At 73.5% G+C, this 17,143-nt stretch carries 12 protein-coding genes; 7 read left to right on the forward strand and 5 right to left on the reverse strand.

The window, feature by feature from the left end; all coding sequences use genetic code 11:
- Positions 1 to 194: 194 nt before the first annotated feature.
- Together BIV28_RS13970 and BIV28_RS13975 are read right to left on the reverse strand one after the other, a co-directional pair.
- A complete protein-coding gene (locus BIV28_RS13970; RefSeq protein ID WP_242653026.1) occupies positions 195 to 1,988 on the reverse strand; it encodes a sensor histidine kinase in 1,794 nt (597 codons plus the stop codon).
- A complete protein-coding gene (locus BIV28_RS13975; protein WP_076262811.1) occupies positions 1,966 to 2,703 on the reverse strand; it encodes a response regulator transcription factor in 738 nt (245 codons plus the stop codon). Before BIV28_RS13975 ends, BIV28_RS13970 begins: the two co-directional genes overlap by 23 nt.
- A gap of 183 nt (positions 2,704 to 2,886) precedes the next feature.
- Between BIV28_RS13975 and BIV28_RS20060 the strand changes: the two genes are divergently transcribed.
- Positions 2,887 to 3,597 carry a hypothetical protein gene (locus BIV28_RS20060; protein WP_076262812.1) on the forward strand — a complete coding sequence of 237 codons (711 nt, stop codon included), beginning with the start codon at positions 2,887 to 2,889 and terminating at the stop codon, positions 3,595 to 3,597.
- A 57-nt stretch (positions 3,598 to 3,654) separates the two neighbouring features.
- On the opposite strand, the gene BIV28_RS13985 is transcribed toward BIV28_RS20060, so the two are convergent.
- Positions 3,655 to 6,894 carry a hybrid sensor histidine kinase/response regulator gene (locus tag BIV28_RS13985; RefSeq protein WP_076262814.1) on the reverse strand — a complete coding sequence of 1,080 codons (3,240 nt, stop codon included), beginning with the start codon at positions 6,892 to 6,894 and terminating at the stop codon, positions 3,655 to 3,657.
- A 150-nt stretch (positions 6,895 to 7,044) separates the two neighbouring features.
- Here BIV28_RS13985 and BIV28_RS13990 point away from each other — a divergent pair, with 150 nt between their 5' ends.
- The 3 genes from BIV28_RS13990 (at position 7,045) to BIV28_RS14000 (ending at position 11,674) form a co-directional block, all read left to right on the forward strand.
- Positions 7,045 to 7,830, forward strand: coding sequence for a VIT1/CCC1 transporter family protein (locus BIV28_RS13990; RefSeq protein WP_076262815.1), 786 nt, complete (start codon positions 7,045 to 7,047; stop codon positions 7,828 to 7,830).
- Between the two features lie 277 nt (positions 7,831 to 8,107).
- A complete protein-coding gene (locus BIV28_RS13995; RefSeq protein ID WP_076262817.1) occupies positions 8,108 to 10,291 on the forward strand; it encodes a DEAD/DEAH box helicase in 2,184 nt (727 codons plus the stop codon).
- Positions 10,292 to 10,633: 342 nt separating this feature from the next.
- Positions 10,634 to 11,674, forward strand: coding sequence for a zinc-binding dehydrogenase (locus BIV28_RS14000; protein WP_076262914.1), 1,041 nt, complete (start codon positions 10,634 to 10,636; stop codon positions 11,672 to 11,674).
- A gap of 33 nt (positions 11,675 to 11,707) precedes the next feature.
- Here BIV28_RS14000 and BIV28_RS14005 read toward each other — a convergent pair whose 3' ends face one another.
- Positions 11,708 to 12,220, reverse strand: a complete 513-nt coding sequence (locus tag BIV28_RS14005; RefSeq protein WP_242653027.1) for a GNAT family N-acetyltransferase — start codon at positions 12,218 to 12,220, stop codon at positions 11,708 to 11,710.
- Between the two features lie 10 nt (positions 12,221 to 12,230).
- Positions 12,231 to 14,285 (reverse strand): NAD(+) synthase, encoded by a 2,055-nt coding sequence (locus tag BIV28_RS14010; RefSeq protein ID WP_076262821.1) that lies wholly within the window; start codon positions 14,283 to 14,285, stop codon positions 12,231 to 12,233.
- Positions 14,286 to 14,420: 135 nt separating this feature from the next.
- Here BIV28_RS14010 and BIV28_RS14015 point away from each other — a divergent pair, with 135 nt between their 5' ends.
- From BIV28_RS14015 to BIV28_RS14025, 3 genes are all read left to right on the forward strand, one after another.
- Positions 14,421 to 14,852: a pyridoxamine 5'-phosphate oxidase family protein gene (locus BIV28_RS14015; protein ID WP_076262916.1), complete on the forward strand. Its 432-nt coding sequence runs from the start codon at positions 14,421 to 14,423 to the stop codon at positions 14,850 to 14,852.
- A 42-nt stretch (positions 14,853 to 14,894) separates the two neighbouring features.
- A complete protein-coding gene (locus BIV28_RS14020; RefSeq protein WP_207555991.1) occupies positions 14,895 to 15,581 on the forward strand; it encodes a hypothetical protein in 687 nt (228 codons plus the stop codon).
- A gap of 66 nt (positions 15,582 to 15,647) precedes the next feature.
- On the forward strand, positions 15,648 to 17,105 hold the full coding sequence (locus BIV28_RS14025) for a PepSY-associated TM helix domain-containing protein (protein WP_076262825.1): 1,458 nt from the start codon (positions 15,648 to 15,650) through the stop codon (positions 17,103 to 17,105).
- The last annotated feature ends 38 nt before the right edge of the window (positions 17,106 to 17,143 follow it).

The following is a 17,143-nucleotide window of genomic DNA, read 5'->3' on the forward strand; positions in this document are numbered from 1 at the left end:
GGTCGGGCCGGTCGCTGTGCCGTTCCTATGACATGACTTTGGCGTGCTGATGAGTGGTTTGCCCTCCAGCCCGGCCTCGCTCCCCCTCCATCGAGTGAGCACGAAACCCCACGAGCCCCACCCGTCGTGTGACGGGTGGGGCTGGGTGCTCCCTCGACGAGGAGGGGGTGGGACGCGTCAGGTGGCGGGACGCGTCAGGTGGCGGGGAGCATGAGCGAGAACGTCGTGTCGCCGGGGCGGCTGTCCATCTCGACGCGCCCGCCGTGGGCCTTGCTCACCGCGGCGACGATCGACAGTCCGAGACCCGTGCTGCCGCCGGCCCGGTTGCGGGCGTCGTCGCCACGGGCGAACCGCTCGAAGACGTTGGGCTGCAAGGAGTCCGGGATGCCGGGGCCGTCGTCGTGCACGGCCACGCGGACCCAGTCGCCCTCGGGGCGCACCGACGTCGTGACGCGGGTGCCCTCCGGGGTGTGGGTGCGGGCGTTGGCGAGCAGGTTCGCGACGACCTGGTGCAGCCGTGCGGCATCACCCCGCACCTCGACCGGCTCGGGCGGCAGGTCGAGGTCCCACCGGTGCTCGGGCGCGGCGGCGTGCGCGTCGCTGACGGCGTTGATGACGAGCATCGAGACGTCGACCGGCGCGTCGTCGAGGGGGCGCCCGGCGTCGAGGCGGGCGAGCAGGAGCAGGTCCTCGACGAGCGAGCTCATCCGGTTGGCCTCGGACTCGATGCGGCCCATCGCGTGGGTCACCGACTGTGGCACCGGGTTCGGCTCGCGCCGGGAGATCTCGGCGTAGCCCTTGATCGAGGCCAGGGGCGTGCGCAGCTCGTGCGAGGCGTCGGCGACGAACTGGCGCACCCGCTGCTCGCTCTGGTGGCGGGCGTTGAGGGCCTCGTCGACGTGGTCGAGCATCTCGTTGAAGGCCGCGCCGACCTGGCCGACCTCGGTGCGGGTGTCGGTGTCGGCGGGGTCGACGCGTTCGGCGAGCGCCACCTTGCCGGTGTCGAGGGGCATCCGCGACACCTTCGTGGCCGTGGCGGCGAGCCGGCTCAGCGGCTCGAGGTTGCGCCGCACGAGCCACGTCCCGAGGACGGCGACGAGGATGATGCCCGCACCGAGGGTCATGACGGCGACGAGCACCATCTGCTGGATGGTCCTCTCCGTCGGGTCCATCGGCAGGCCGATGACGAGCACCCCGATCGGGACGTTGTTCGCGGTGACCGTGGTGGTCTGGACCCGGTAGCTGCCGAGGCCCGGGATCTGGATGTTGCTGGCCTCGCCGCGCAGCCCCGCACTGTCGAGCGCGGACAGCTGCGTGGCGGTCAACGCGACCGGCCGCTGTCCGCCGCTGCTCACCTTGCCGATCGCCTTGGGCAGCGACGAGGTCGGGGTGGACGGCAGGTAGGCGAGCAGGCCCTCGTCACCGGGGCCGCGGGGCGGGCCACCGTCGGGCTGCGTGCCGAAGTCGATGATGCCGCCCCGGTCCGACATGAGGCGCCCCATGGACGTGTGCAGCTGGTCGTCGACCTGGCTCGTCAGCTGGCGGCTCAGGGCGACCACGGTGAAGGCGCCCGTCGCTGCCCCGATGACGGTGAACAGGATGAGCATCGAGGCGACGAGCTTGGCGCGCAGGGTCCACGTCGACAGCGGCCGGACGCGGCCGCGCGCCTCGGCGAGCCGCTCGCGCAGCGTCGGCCCCGGCTCGTGCACCGCGTCGGCCGCCTCGGTGGCGGGGCCTGCCGCCGCGGGCACCCCGTCCCGGAGCACGACGCGCGGGTCGCCGAACGGGGACCGCGTGCCGGGCTCGGTGTCGTCGGAGAAGCCGACGCCCGACGGCTCGGGGGCGGACGCGTCGAGGCCCGGCATCGGGGCCGGGACCGACTCGGGCAGGTCGGCGCGGGTCGCCGGCACCTCGGCCGGCACCTCGACGGGCAGGTCGACCTCGGTGTCGCCGGGCGGCGCGGCCTCAGGCCGCCGGCTTGAGGACATACCCGGCACCCCGCATCGTGTGGATCATCGGCTCGCGGCCGGCGTCGATCTTCTTGCGCAGGTAGGAGATGTAGAGCTCGACGACGTTGGCCTGGCCGCCGAAGTCGTAGTTCCACACCCGGTCCAGGATCTGCGCCTTGGACAGCACGCGGCGCGGGTTGCGCATGAGGTAGCGGAGGAGCTCGAACTCGGTGGCGGTCAGGTGGATCTCCTCGCCGCCGCGGGTGACCTCGTGGCTGTCCTCGTCGAGGGTGAGGTCGCCGACGACGAGCACCGAGTCGGACGCCGAGACCGCCACGGTGGTGCGGCGCATCAGCGCGCGGACGCGGGCCACGACCTCCTCGAGCGAGAAGGGCTTGGTGACGTAGTCGTCGCCGCCGGCGGTCAGGCCCGAGACGCGGTCCTCGACGGCGTCCTTGGCCGTGAGGAAGAGGACCGGCACGTTGGGGTTGTCGCCGCGCATCCGCCGCAGCACCTCGAGGCCGTCGAAGTCGGGCAGCATCATGTCGAGGACGACGGCGTCGGGGTCGAACTCCCGGGCGGCCCGCACGGCCTCCATGCCGGTGCCGGCCGAGCGCACCTCCCAGCCCTCGTAGCGCAGGGCCATGCCGAGCAGCTCGGTGAGGTTGGCCTCGTCGTCGACGACGAGGACGCGCACCGGCGACCCGTCGAGTCGCTGGAGTCGCGCTGCAGCCGGCTTGGTCTTCTCGCTCATGTCACCCAGTGAAACCCCGGGGACTGTGCGACCGCCAGTACCTTCCTGTGCGATTCCTGTGGGATCCCGGTGCGGATCCGCCCGGCTCGGGCCGGCTCGGGAGGTGCGTGCGCCGGGCAAGTCACGGCACCCCGACGGCTGTGGCACAGCACCCGCACAGCATCCGGCCCGACCGTCGTCCCCATGAGCACCGATGCCACGACGCCGGTCCCGGTCGCCCCGGGGCGTTCGGCCCTGCCCCAGTTCGACGCGACCCGCGAGGTCCCGACCGCCGACGTGACGCGGGAGATCCCCGCCCAGGGGAGCGCCGACACGGCGACGCTTCCCGCGGCGCCCGCGCAGCCCTCCCCCATCGCCCCGCCGCAGGTCCCGTACACCTACACGGCGGCGCACCCGGCGCCCGAGGACCGGACCGGGGCCGCGGCGCCGGTCGTCCCGCCGCGTCCGGCGACAAGCGACGGACCGCGTTGGAGCGCAAAGAAGACCGCCGTGACGGCCGGGCTCGCCATCGTCCTGGCCTCGGCCGGGGCCATCGGCGCCGCCGCCGCGATGCCGGCCGGCTCGACCGGCGGCGACACCGGCCGCTTCGGGCGCGGCTTCGGGCCCGGGGGCCAGAACGGCCAGAACGGGTTCACCCCGTTCGGCCGCGGCAACCAGGGCTTCGGCAACCAGAACGGGCAGGGCAACCTGCAGAACCAGCTGCCGGGCCTGAACGGCCTGGGCAACCAGAACGGCCAGCAGGGCGGACCGGGCCTGACCAACCAGGGCGGCCAGCTGCCGAACCTGAACGGCATCGACCCGAACCAGCTGAGCCGGCTGGACCCGCAGGACCTCCTCAAGCAGCTGGACCAGCTGACCGGCGGCAGCGACGACGGCTCGTCCAGCACGACCTGAGCCGGGACGACCGTCCCGCTCCCACCTGAGCCCGATCGGCCGCCCGGCCGGTCGGGCTCAGCCGGCGCGGAGGGTGTCGGCGTACCGCTCGAGCGCGTTCGTCGCGCGCTCGACGTCGTCCTCGAGGCGTGCCACGAGGTCGGCGCCGGCGACCTGCCCATCGCGACCGAGGTCCTCGATGGCGCGGCACGTGTCGGCCAGAGCTGCCGCGCCGAGGTTCGACGCGGTCCCCTTGAGCCCGTGGGCGATCCGCTGCTGCTCCTCGGCGTCGCCCACGTGGGTGGCGCCGCGCAGCTCGGCCACCTTCTCGCGCGCCCCCACGCCGAACCGGGCGATGAAGCGCAGCAGCAGCGCGGTGTCCTCGGGGTCGATGCCGCCGAGCTCCTCGAGGCGCCGGTGGTCGATGACGTCGAGCACCGGGGCGCCGCCGGAGGAGGCCGCCACGGGCGTCGCGGCCGCTACCGCGGCCCGGAGGTGGTTCGGCCGGTGCCGGGCCACGCGCGAGCCGGTCCACCGCTGCAGCGTCGTGCCGAGCAGCGCGACGTCGATCGGCTTGGTGAGGAAGTCGTCCATGCCGGCCTGCAGGCAGCGCTCGCGCTCACCGGCGATGGCGGCCGCCGTCATGGCGATGACGGGCAGGCGCGTGCCGGGCGGCTCCTGACCGCGGATGCGCCGGGTGGCCTCGTAGCCGTCCATCTGCGGCATCTGGCAGTCCATGAGGACGGCGACGAAGTCGCGGGCGCGCTCGCGGTGCAGGTCGACGGCCTCGACGCCGTTGACCGCGAGCACGACGTCGTAGCCGAGGCTCTCGAGCACGCCCTGCGCGACGAGCTGGTTGATCTCGTTGTCCTCGACGACGAGGACGGTGCCGTTGCTCGTGGCCGGCGTCGCGGCGTCGCGCTGGCGGGCGTCGGGCCGCGGGTCGTCGGACAGGTGGGCCCCGGCGACGTTGACCATGGCGTCGAAGAGCGCGGACGGCATGACCGGCGAGGTGAGCCCCGCCTCGATGCCGGCGGCACGCAGCGTGTCGGGGTCCGGGGGCGTCGGGGTGTCGGTGACGAGCAGGATGCGGCCGTCGGTGAAGTTGCGGTCCGAGCGGATCATCGAGGCGATCTGCAGGCCGCCGGTGCCGACACCGGGGTCGTCGCACACGACGACGTCGAACGGGGTGCCCGCGCGGTCGGCGCGGTGCATCTCGACGATGCCCTCGACGCCGGAGGAGGCCGAGCGCACGTCGACCTGCCACGCGCCGAGCTGGTCCTCGATGCGCTGGCGGTGCCCGGCGTCGCGGCCGATGACGAGGACGCGGAGCGACGACACCGCCGCCACCTGCGCCTCGGGCCGGCCGACCGACCGCGACGACGCGCCGGAGAAGCAGGCGGTGAACCAGAAGACGCTGCCCTCCCCGGGCACGCTCTCGACGCCGATCTCGCCGTTGAAGGCCGCGACGATCTGGCGCGAGATGGCCAGGCCCAGCCCGGTGCCGCCGTACTGCCGGGTCGTTGAGGAGTCGCCCTGGGTGAAGGACTCGAAGAGCCGTTCGCGGACCTCGGGCGTGATGCCGGTGCCGGTGTCGTGCACCTGCACGCGCAGGACGGGCCCGCCGACCTCCATGCGCTCGAGCGACATCCGCACGTCGACGCGTCCGGAGTCGGTGAACTTCACGGCGTTGGTCGTCAGGTTGGCGACGACCTGGCCGAAGCGGACCGGGTCGCCGGACACCATGAACGGCACCTCGCCGTCGTGCGCGACGGTCAGCTCGAGGCCCTTGGCCCTGGCCCGCTCGGCGACGAGCATCGCGCTGCGCTCGAGCACCGCGGCCGGGTCGAAGTCGACCGACTCGAGCTCGAGGCGGCCGGCCTCGATCTTGGACAGGTCGAGGATGTCGTTGACGAGCTCGAGCAGCACGTGCCCGGCCTGGTCGATGCCGTCGGACAGGCGACGCTGGTGCGGCGTGAGGTCGGAGCGGCCGAGCAGCTCGGACAGGCCGATGACGCCGTTGAGCGGGGTGCGGATCTCGTGGCTCATCGTCGCGAGGAACTCGGACTTGGCGCGCGAGGCCTTCTCGGCCTCGTCGCGGGCCTGGGCGAGCCGCTCGGCGTTCCACTCGCGCTCGGCGACGCGCGCGAAGAGCGCCGTGACCTGCCGGATCGTCTCGGCGTCGCCGGCGACCGGTGGCGTCGCGGCGCGGGTGTCGAGGACGACGACGCAGGCGACGCGGTTCTCGGCGATGACGGGGATGCCGGCCACGTACGTACCGGTGCGCCCCGGCTCGAGGCGGACCTCGCGGGCGTTGACGGCACGGTTGGCCAGCTCGAGGCCCTCGTGCGGGGCGATCGCGCTGGGCTCGACCCCGCGCGGAGGAGGCACGACGCCGCCGACGTGGCCCTCGGCGTCGACGACGGCGGCCACGACGGGGCGCCACGTGGTGTGGGCGGCCACCTCGGCGAGGATCGCCGGGAGCGCCTCGGACAGCGTCGCCGACTCGTTGGCCGCCGTGGCCATCGCGGTGATGAGCGCGAGCGCCTGCTCGGCGTCCTTCTTCTCGGTGATGTCCTGGGTCGTGCCGCCCATGCGCACGACGGCGCCGTCGGCGTCGCGGCTGACGACGCCGCGACCGCGCACCCACACGTTGCCGCCGTGGCGACGCACGACGCGGGCGTCGAACTCCCACGTGTTGCCCTCGGCGAGGGCCCGCTGGATGGTGTCGGCGACGTGAGACCGGTCGTCGGGGTGGATGAGCGCCAGGAAGTCCTCGTAGGTCGGGGCGGGCTCGGACGGGTCCATGTCGTAGATGTGGAACATCTCCTGCGACCACGTCACGGCGGCCGAGCCGACCTCCCACTCCCAGCTGCCGAGCCGGGCGATCGACTGGGCCTCGGCGAGGAGGTCGACGAGCTCGCGCTGGTGGCTGTGCTCGCTGACACGGTGCAGCCAGCCCCGGCACACGCCGTCGTCGTCGAGGAGCGGGGTGTGCGAGACGAGGGCCCAGAACCGGTTGCCCTGCTTGTCGAGGAGGCTGCACTCGATGTTGTCGCCGCTGCCGGCGCTCACGCCCGAGCGGAGGTCGGCGAGGTGCGCGCGGAACTGGTCCTGGCCCACGGCGTCGACGGCGTCGAGCACGCTGAAGCCGACCATCTCCTCGACGGTGCGCCCGAGCATGGCGGCCATCCGCGGGTTCGCGTAGGTGGTGCGCCCCTCGCCGTCGAACAGCCAGAGGCCGTCCGGCGACGCAGCGGTGATCCACCTGGCGAGGTCGCCGGCGGCGGCGTCTCCCAGGCCCGGAATGTCCGACATGGTGCGAATCCTCCCCCATCGCCCGGCCTTGCACCGGGCAGTTCGCGAATTCCGTCCCAGTCTGCCCCGGTCTCCGCGTCGACGGAAGCGGAGGCAAGGACAGCCTCGCCTACCGTGACAGGCCCGCACCGCGGTGCGACGATCGGGCCCATGACGCAGCCTGAGTCGCACGAGTCCCGGAGCGACGCCGTCGCCGACGCCGACGCCGGGCACGACACCGGGCACGACAACGGGCACGCCCGTGAGGAGCCGCACGACGACAGCGTCGGGGCCCGGCTCAACTGGTTGCGGGCCGGCGTCCTCGGGGCCAACGACGGCATCGTCTCGACGGCCGGGGTCGTCGTCGGGGTCGCGGGCGCCACGACGAGTCGCGCGGCGATCGTCGTGGCCGGCATCGCGGCCCTGTCGGCCGGCGCGCTGTCGATGGCGGCCGGCGAGTACGTGTCGGTGAGCACCCAGCGCGACACCGAGCGGGCCCTCATCGCCCTCGAGCGGCGCGAGCTGCACGAGGACCCCCACGGCGAGCTCGAGGAGCTGACCCAGCTCTACGAGGCCAAGGGCATCAGCCGCCCGCTCGCCGAGCAGGTGGCCCGCGATCTGACGGCGCACGACGCCCTCACCGCGCACGCCGAGGCCGAGCTCGGCATCGACCCGACCGCCCTGACCAACCCGTGGCACGCGGCGGGCGCCTCGATGGTCGCCTTCTTCGTCGGGGCCCTCCTGCCGTTGCTGACGATCTCCTTCAGCCCCGAGTCCGTCCGGCTCTGGGTCACCGTCGCGAGCGTCGCCGTGGCCCTCGCCGTCACCGGGTGGGTCAGTGCCCGCCTCGGTGGGGCGCCGGTCGGACGGGCGGTGGCCCGCAACGTCGCGGGCGGCCTCGTCGCCATGGGGGTCACGTACGCGATCGGGGCCCTGGTCGGCGTCAACGTCGGCTGAGCCGTCCGTATTGTCCCGTCGACGACGCGTCGAGGTCGGCGGCGATGTAGAGTCGAGGAGTCCCCGCGCCGACGAGGCGCGGCCCGACCCGCCGACTCCCGCCTCCGACGGGCTCCGGCTCGGGCCCACCGGGACGTCAGCGGGGGCACGTCAGCGCGTGTCCCCCGACTCGAGTCGAGGCCGTCACGGCCGGCGGGGTCCTCCCCGTCCGGGTCGTCGCGGCATCGCGGCATCGTCAGGGCGTCGCCACGGCGCCAGACGCGTCACCAGGAGGAACATGCCCACGCGTGCGCGCACCCGGGCCGGCAACGGCCAGGCCGCTTCGAAGGGCCAGAACGGCTCGGCCGCGAACGGCTCGCGCCGGGACGAGCCGGCGCCGCTCATCCCCGTGCTCGCCCGACGCGTCCGCGAGGTCGAGTCGCGGGTCGCGAGCAAGGGCAAGGCCAGCCCGACGAACCGGACCAAGTTCCTCGTCGTCGCGCTCCTCATGCGCTCCGAGCGGGCGCGCGTCCGCGACGACGCGACGCTGCCCGCCGGCACCCGCGCCGACCTGCTCAAGCGGCTCGACGGCATCGCCGGCATCCTCGCGCAGATCGCCGCCCGCGACACCAGCCTCATCTCCCTGCTCGACGCCAGCGTCAAGCCCGGCCCCGCCGCGCAGCAGATGCGCCGCGAGTGGCTGCTCGAGTCCGGCGCCGAGGTGCCGGACGAGCCGGCCGAGGCCGCCCCAGAGCCCGACCGCCCCGTCGTGCCGCCGCAGATCGCGGCCCGCCAGGTGCTGCCGCGCTCGGTGCCGGCCCGCGCCCGCGCCAACCCCTTCCTCGTGCCCGACCTCGAGGCGGCCACCCGCCGCCCGTACCTGCCGACGCGACTGGCCGGGTGGGAGCTGCTCTCGCCGCTCTACCGCGCCTTCGAGCAGGGTGCCGGCGGCGAGGCCGCGTCGATGGACCTGCCACCCAAGCCGCGCGTCGACCGGTTCTCCCCGGCCGGGCAGCAGCTCATGGTGCACCAGTCGCAGTTCCTGCAGGCCGTCCAGGAGGGGCACCGCACCTTCCTGCTCGCCGACGAGCCCGGCCTCGGCAAGACGGCCCAGTCGGTGATGGCCGCGTCGGTCGCGAACGCCTACCCGATGCTCGCCGTCGTCCCGAACGTCGTGAAGATCAACTGGGCCCGCGAGGTCGAGCGGTGGACGCCGCAGCGCCGGGTCACGGTCATCCACGGCGACGGTGACGACGTCGACGCCTTCGCCGACGTGTTCGTCGTGAACTACGAGATCCTCGACCGGCACTTCGGCTGGCTGTCCTCGTTCGGCTTCCGCTCGATGGTCGTCGACGAGGCGCACTTCATCAAGAACCTGTCCTCGCAGCGCTCGCAGCAGGTGCTGGCCCTCGGCGACCGGCTCCGGGCCACGACGCCGGGCGGCGACCCGCTCCTCCTCGCGCTCACCGGCACGCCGCTCATCAACGACGTCAAGGACTTCGACGCGATCTGGCGCTTCCTCGGCTGGATCAAGGACGGTAAGCCGGCCTCGCCGATCCTGCGTGAGCTCGACGGCATCGGCCTGACCCCGGCCGACCGCGGGTTCTACCCCGAGGCGCGCAAGGTCGTGATCGAGCAGGGCATCGTGCGCCGCCGCAAGGTCGACGTCGCCAAGGACCTGCCCGACAAGCGGATCGCCGACATCACCGTCGAGCTCGACGACGACCTCGGCCGCTCCATCCGCGAGGCCGAGCAGGCGCTGGGCCGCCGTCTCGCGCAGCGCTACCGGGCCCTGCTCGCCGAGGGCGAGGGGCACGAGTACGACGGCGAGCCCGACGAGGCGCTGCTGCGCCGCGTCGCCGCCGCCGAGCTGCGGCACGCGTCGGAGGGCGGCGAGAAGGGCGAGAACGTCTTCAGCCTCGTGCGCCGCATCGGCCAGGCGAAGTCGACGCTGGCCGCCGACTACGCGGTGCAGCTGTCGCACTCCGTCGGCAAGGTCGTCTTCTTCGCCAAGCACATCGACGTCATGGACGCCGCCGAGGCCATATTCGCGTCGGCGGGCCTGACGACGGTGTCGGTGCGCGGCGACCAGACCGGCAAGCAGCGCCAGGAGGCCATCGACGGGTTCCAGAAGGACCCCGAGGTGTCGGTGGCGGTCTGCTCCCTCACCGCGGCCGGCGTCGGGCTCAACCTGCACGCCGCGTCCAACGTCGTGCTCGCCGAGCTGTCGTGGACGGCGGCCGAGCAGCAGCAGGCCATCGACCGCGTGCACCGCATCGGCCAGGACGAGCCGGTCACCGCGTGGCGGATCCTCGCCGCCGGCACGATCGACTCGAAGATCGCCGAGCTCATCGACGCCAAGCAGGGCCTGGCCGCCCGGGCCCTCGACGGCAGCGACGAGGAGGTCGCCTCCGGCGACACGCTCCAGCGCGACGCGCTGGTCGCGCTGCTGCGCGAGGCGCTCACGCAGACCTGGGCCTGACGCGTCGAGGGCCTGACGCGTCGGCGACCGACGCGTCGGCGACGTTCGTGCGAGCGGTGACATCCGGAGCCCCGTGCCGGGAGCAGGCACGCGGGTCGACCGAATGCCACCGGCTCGGCCATGCCCTCAACCTCGCTCCGGAACCGGCCCACTGGTAGGGACCAACGGACCTGTTTCGCTCCGCCCCGGCGGCATCCACTGGTGGTGGAGCCGCAGTCCGTTGCGGCGGTCACGAGGAGGAATGATGAGCGCGAACTCGGAGGCCACCGAGGCCAAGACCACGCACATCGAGATCAGCTGATCACCATGACCACCGACGCAGGAACGACCGGCGCGGACACGATGCGCGCCATCGTCTACCACGGTCCCGGCCAGAAGGCCTGGGAGGAGGTGCCGAAGCCGACCCTCCGCGAGGACACCGACGCCGTGGTCAAGGTCGACACCGTCACCATCTGCGGCACCGACCTGCACATCCTCAAGGGCGACGTCGCGGCCGTCACCGACGGGCGGATCCTCGGCCACGAGGCGGTCGGCACCGTGGAGCAGGTCGGGGCCGGCGTCACGAACGTCCGCCCCGGCGACCGCGTCCTCGTCTCGTGCATCACGGCCTGCGGCTCGTGCCGCTACTGCCGCGCCGGCAGCTACGGCCAGTGCATCGGGGGCGGCGGCTGGATCCTCGGACACCTCATCGACGGCACCCAGGCGGAGTACGTCCGGGTGCCCTTCGCGGACACCTCGACCTACGCCGTCCCCGACGGCGTGACTGACGAGGAGGTGCTCATGCTCGCCGACATCGGGCCCACGGGCTACGAGGTCGGCGTGCTGAACGGCCGGGTCTCACCCGGTGACGTCGTAGCGGTGGTGGGCGCCGGCCCGGTCGGCCTCTCCGCCATCATGGGTGCCAAGCTCTTCAGTCCTTCCCACGTCGTGGCCATCGACCTGGCCGATGCCCGACTCGAGGCCGCCAAGCAGTTCGGGGCCGACATCACCGTCAACCCGACCCACGAGGACGCGGTCGAGGTGCTGCGCGGCCTCACGGACGGCCTCGGCGCCGACGTCGCCGTCGAGGCCGTGGGCGTGGCGGCGACCTTCGAGCAGTGCGCGGCGCTGGTCCGACCCGGCGGCCGGGTGGCCAACGTCGGCGTGCACGGCGGCCCGGCCACGCTGCACCTGGAGGACCTCTGGATCAGGAACGTCACCATCACCACCGGGCTCGTCGACACCTACTCGACGCCGACGCTGCTCAAGCTGCTCGCGACGCACCAGGTCGACCTCGCGAGGTTCGTCACCCACCGCTTCACGATGGACGAGTTCCTCGACGCCTACGACACCTTCGCCCGTGCCGCCGACACCCGCGCCCTCAAGGTCGCCATCTCCGCCTGAGCGGGCCACGCGGGCCGGACGCGCGACGGGCCCTCAGAGGTCGACGTGCATGACGTGCGCGCCGACGAGGGTGCCGTCGGGCATCCGGTGGGCGCGGGGCACCGTGCCGATGACGGTGAACCCGAGGCTCTCGTAGAGCCGGACCGCGCCACGGTTCGTCTCGACGACGGCGTTGAACTGCATGGCCGCGAAGCCGGCCTCGCGCGCCCACGTGAGCGAGTCCTCGACGAGGGCCCGCCCGACGCCGCGCCCGCGGGCCGCGTCGCTGACCATGTAGCTCGCCGTGGCGACGTGCGAGCCGGGGCCGGGCCGGTTGCGGCCCATCTTCGCGGTGCCGAGCAGCTCGTCACCGACGAGGGCGACGCTCACCCGCCCGCCCGGGCCGTTGTCGAGCCAGATCGCGCGGCCCGTGGCCTCGTCGAGGTCGACGGGGTACGGGAAGGTGTCACCGGCGCGGACCACCTGCTCGACGATCGCCCACACGGCGGGCCAGTCGGCGTCGGTGTGGTCGCGGACGGTCACGGCGGTTCGGGATCCCAGGGGCACGGGCCCAGCCTCACGCGTCGGGGACGTTGGCGTCCAGCTCGTCCAGCCACGCCGACGCCGACGCGTCGGACGGCATCCGCCAGTCGCCGCGCGGCGACAGCGACCCGCCGGGCAGGACCTTCGGGCCGTTCGGCAGCGCCGATCGCTTGAACTGGTTGGCGAAGTAGCGGGTCACGAACACCTCCAGCCAGCGCCGGATCGTCGGCAGGTCGTAGGCGACGCGGTCGGCGTCGGGGAAGCCGGGCGGCCACTCGCCGAGCTCCGGGTCGTGCCAGGCGTTCCAGGCCAGGTAGGCGATCTTCGAGGGCCGGTAGCCGCGCCGCAGCACGTGGAAGAGCGTGAAGTCCTGCAGCGAGTACGGCCCGATCGTCGCCTGCGTGCTCTGCGGCGCCTCGCCCTCCCGGGCCGGCACGAGCTCGGGGCTGATCTCGGTGTCGAGGATCGACAGGAGCGTCTCGTCGACGTGGTCCTCGAACTGGCCCGACGACACGACCCAGCGCACGAGGTGCTGGATGAGGGTCTTGGGCACACCGGTGTTGACGGCGTAGTGGCTCATCTGGTCGCCGACGCCGTAGGTGCACCAGCCGAGGGCCAGCTCGGACAGGTCGCCGGTGCCGAGGACGATGCCGCCGCGCTGGTTGGCGATGCGGAAGAGGAAGTCGGTGCGCAGACCGGCCTGGACGTTCTCGAAGGTGACGTCGTAGACCTCCTCGCCGCGGCCGAACGGGTGGCCCATGGTGTCGAGCATCTGCGTGGCCGCCGGGCGGATGTCGAGCTCCTCCCACGTGACGTCGAGCGACTCCATGAGCGCGACGGCGTTGCGCTTGGTGTGCTCGCTCGTGGCGAAGCCGGGCATCGTGAAGGCGAGGATGTCGCTGCGAGGCCGGTCGAGGCGGTCCATCGCCTTGGCCGCGACGATGAGGGCGTGGGTCGAGTCGAGGCCGCCGCTGACGCCGATGACCACCTTGGGGCGCCACGTCTCGGTCGACATCGCGCGCAGGCGCTGCTCTAGCCCGGAGACCTGGATGTTGTAGGCCTCGTAGCAGTCGAGGGCGAGGCGCTCGGGGTCGTCGGGCACGAACGGGAACCGGTCGACCTTGCGGAGCAGGCCGAGGTCGCCGGTCGGTGGGGCGAGCTCGACCTCGACGGTGCGGAACTGGGCGGTGCGTGCCGCGTGCGTGCGCCGGTTGTCGTCGAAGGTGCCCTGCCGCTGGCGCTCCTGGCGCAGCAGGTCGAGGTCGATGTCGGCGACGGACCGGCGCGGGCCGTCGGGGAAGCGGTCGGACTCGACGAGCAGGGCGCCGTTCTCGTAGACGAGCGTCTGGCCGTCCCACGACAGGTCGGTCGACGACTCACCCTCGCCGGCCGCCGCGTACACGTAGGCGGCGAGGCAGCGGGCGGATGCGCTGCGGCACAACAGCTTCCGGTCGTCGGCGCGGGCGACGGTGATCGGCGACCCGGAGATGTTGGCGAGCACGGTCGCGCCCGCGAGCGCCGCCTCGTGGCTCGGTGGGAGCGGCACCCACATGTCCTCGCACACCTCGACGTGCACGACGAGGCCTGGCACGTCGGTGGCCCGGAAGAGCAGGTCGGGCCCGAAGGGGACGCGGTCGCCGGCCACCTCGATGGTTCCGCCGCGCTGGTCGTCGCCCGCGCCGAAGTGGCGCCGCTCGTAGAACTCCCGGTAGTTCGGCAGGTACGACTTGGGCGCGACGCCGACGACGCGTCCGGCGTGGATGACGACCGCGCAGTTGTACAGGCGGCCGTCGCGATCGAGCGGGGCTCCGACGACGACGAGCGGTCGCAGGTCGGCCGTGGCCTCGGCGATCCGCGCGATGGCGTCGTCGACGGCGTCGAGGAGGGGGTCCTGCAGGAGCAGGTCGTCGATCGCGTAGCCGGACAGGCACAGCTCGGGGAAGACGGCGAGGGCGACGCCCTCGTCGTGCAGGTCGCGCACCTGCTCGAGGACGGCGTCGGCGTTGCGGGCCGGGTCGGCGACGGTGATGGGCAGGGTGCAGGCGGCCACTCGCGCGAAGCCCTGGGCGTACGCACTCCAGAAGTCCATGGCCACAGTCAATCGCACCGTGGCTGTGACGCGAGCCTCGCCACGATCCGGGTGCGTCGGGGCCTCTTCTTACTACAATCAGTAGTAGTCCGAGGCGGGACCCGACCGACCCGGGAACCGAGAGAGGTGACGACGATGAACACGACTGAGGGCCCGGTGCACGAGCTGCATCCCGGGGAGAGCTGGGACTTCATGCGCACCAAGGAGTTCGGGCGGCTCGCCTACCACCTCGCCGACGAGGTCCACCTCGTCCCGATCAACTACGCCGTCGTCGACCACCGGTTGCTCTTCCTGACGGCCGAGGGCAGCAAGCTGCTCGGCGTCGCGATGAACTGCGACGTCGCCTTCGAGGTCGACGACTTCGAGGGCGAGCACGCCACGAGCGTCATCTGCCGCGGCCGCGCCCACGAGCTGACCGGCGACACGACGTGGGCCACCGAGCAGCTGCCGCTGCGTCCGTGGGTCGACACCCCGAAGACGATCGTCGTCGAGATCGTCGTCGACGAGATCACCGGCCGCCGCTTCGACCTGCACCGCCCCTGGCTGCACGCCCGCGTCGACGCCTGAGCAGCCTCGTCCCCGTCGGCCACGCCCGGCTAGCCTTGGCGCGTGCCGACCGGGGAGACGAGCCAGCGCGTGCAGCTGCTGCGCGCCCTCGTGCTCGCCTCCGTCGCGTCGGTGACGGCCACGGTCGCGCACGCCGCGGCCGGCGGCCACGTCGCGTCGGGGCCGGCGGTCCTCGTGGCGGTCGCGCTGCTCACCGGCGGCGCGCTGCCGCTCGTGCGCGCCCGCCCCGGCCGGGTCCGCACGGTGGCCCTCCTCGCCGGGCTGCAGGTGACGGCGCACGTCGTCCACGGCGTCTCCGGTCTCGTCGCCGGGGGTTCGGGAGGCCGCGCGCCGGGTGGCCACGCGCCGGGCGGCCACGCGCACCACGCCCACGGCGCGGTCGCCGCGTCGAGCGTCGCCGACGCGTCCACCTCCCTGCCGCTCGCCGACCTGCTGCCCTCTCCGGCCATGGTGCTGGCCCACGTCGCCGCGGCCGTGGTCGTCGGCGTCGTCCTCGCCCGCGGCGAGGCCGCCTGGTGGGCGGCGACGTCGCTCGTGGACGCCCTCGCCCGACGCGCCGCGCAGGCCCTGGTCGCGATCCTCGCGGCAGTCAGGGCGCCGGTCACCCTCGTGCCCCGACGCGTCACGCGCGCCGGGACCACCCCGCGGGCGCTGCCCCGCTCCCTCCGCGACGCCTGGCGCGCCGGTGTGCCGGGCCACCGCGGCCCACCCCTGCTCCTCGGTTCCTGACACCCCTTCCCGGCTGCCGCGTCGTACCGCGGCGGCCGAGCCGTTCCGTCATGCCCGAGGAGACCCGTGTCCGTCGTCGACGACCCCGCTCGCCCTGCCCACCCTGCCCGCCCACTCACCGAGCCGAGGCGCCGACCGGCGTCCGGCCTGTTCCGCGCCTTCTGGCGCTGGCACTTCTACGCCTCTGCGGTCGTCGTGCCCGTCCTGCTCGTGCTGGCCACCACCGGCCTCGTCTACCTGTTCCGGTTCCAGCTCGAGCCCCTGCTGCACCCCGACCTCATGCGCGTCGACCACGCGCAGGGCCAGCTGACCCAGCCGTGGCAGACCCAGCTCGGGGCCGTCACCGACGCGACGACCGACGCCGGTGCCGTGGCGCGCGTCGTGTCCTTCACCGAGCCCGACTCCCCCGACGCCTCGACCCGCTTCACCGTCGAGACGACGGCCGGCGCGACGCGCGACGTCTTCGTCGACCCGTACACGGTCCGGGTCCTCGGCTCGCTCGACCCCGACACGACGCTGAGCGGCACCGCCGTGCGGCTGCACGCCGACCTCATGGCGGGCCGGATCGGCGACACCGTCATCGAGCTCGGCGCGTGCTGGGCCGTCGTCATGGCGGTCACCGGCTACGTCCTCTTCGTCCGCGGACGCCGGGCCCGACGTCGCCAGCGTGCCGCTGGGGCCCGCGGGGCCGGGTGGCGCACGTGGCACGCGCGCACCGGCGCGTTCGTCGGCGCCGGCCTGTTGCTGCTCGTCGTGTCGGGACTGCCGTGGACCGGCTTCTGGGGCGAGCAGGTGCAGCGGTTCGCCACCGACGGCGGCACCTCGATGTGGGCCGAGGACCCGGGAGCCCTGTCGAACCCGACCTCGACGCTCGACGAGTCGCTGCCGCACAGCCACCACGCCGTGCCGTGGGCGCAGGGGAAGTCGCCTGTGCCGCAGTCGGACCCGAAGACCGGCACCGAGGATGACGCGGAGGTCAGCGTCGCGAACCTCGACACCGCGGTGGAGGTCGGCGACCGCGCCGGGTTGACGCACCCCTTCACCGTCGCGCTGCCGTCGGACGAGCGCGGCGTCTACTCGGTCATCGGCTACGCCTTCGACGACCCGGGCCGCGAACGCACCGTCCACGTCGACCGGTTCGGCGGCGAGGTGGTGAGCACCTACGGCTACGACGACTACCCGGCCCTGGCCAAGGTCGTCGCCCAGGGCATCGCGCTGCACGAGGGGCGGCGGTTCGGCCCCGTCAACTTCTGGCTGTCGGCGCTGCTCTGCGTCGCGGTCGTCGTGTCGTGCGTGACCGGTCCGGTCATGTGGTGGCGGCGCCGACCGCGCGGCTCGGGCTCCGTCGGGGCGCCGCGGGGCGGGATGCCGCTGGCCGCCTCACCGCTGCTCGCCGCCGTGGTCGTCGCCCTCGGGGTGTTCCTGCCGTTCTTCGGGGCCTCGCTCGTGCTGGCCCTGCTGCTCGACCGGTTCGTCGTGCGCCGCGTCCCCGCCCTGGCCCGCCGCCTCGACACGGTCGGCTAGCGACGCGCACTCCCTCCAGGAGTGCGGGCTTCCCGCAT

It is taken from the genome of Intrasporangium flavum, from assembly GCF_001956915.1.
GTDB classification, from domain to species: domain Bacteria; phylum Actinomycetota; class Actinomycetes; order Actinomycetales; family Dermatophilaceae; genus Monashia; species Monashia flava.

Bases quoted from the DNA above. Each gene is read 5' to 3' on its own strand.
- BIV28_RS13970 (WP_242653026.1), bottom strand. From the start codon at position 1,988: ATGTCCTCAAGCCGGCGGCCTGAGGCCGCGCCGCCCGGCGACACCGAG.
- BIV28_RS13975 (WP_076262811.1), bottom strand. From the start codon at position 2,703: ATGAGCGAGAAGACCAAGCCGGCTGCAGCGCGACTCCAGCGACTCGAC.
- BIV28_RS20060 (WP_076262812.1), top strand. From the start codon at position 2,887: ATGAGCACCGATGCCACGACGCCGGTCCCGGTCGCCCCGGGGCGTTCG.
- BIV28_RS13985 (WP_076262814.1), bottom strand. From the start codon at position 6,894: ATGTCGGACATTCCGGGCCTGGGAGACGCCGCCGCCGGCGACCTCGCC.
- BIV28_RS13990 (WP_076262815.1), top strand. From the start codon at position 7,045: ATGACGCAGCCTGAGTCGCACGAGTCCCGGAGCGACGCCGTCGCCGAC.
- BIV28_RS13995 (WP_076262817.1), top strand. From the start codon at position 8,108: ATGCCCACGCGTGCGCGCACCCGGGCCGGCAACGGCCAGGCCGCTTCG.
- BIV28_RS14000 (WP_076262914.1), top strand. From the start codon at position 10,634: ATGCGCGCCATCGTCTACCACGGTCCCGGCCAGAAGGCCTGGGAGGAG.
- BIV28_RS14010 (WP_076262821.1), bottom strand. From the start codon at position 14,285: ATGGACTTCTGGAGTGCGTACGCCCAGGGCTTCGCGCGAGTGGCCGCC.
- BIV28_RS14015 (WP_076262916.1), top strand. From the start codon at position 14,421: ATGAACACGACTGAGGGCCCGGTGCACGAGCTGCATCCCGGGGAGAGC.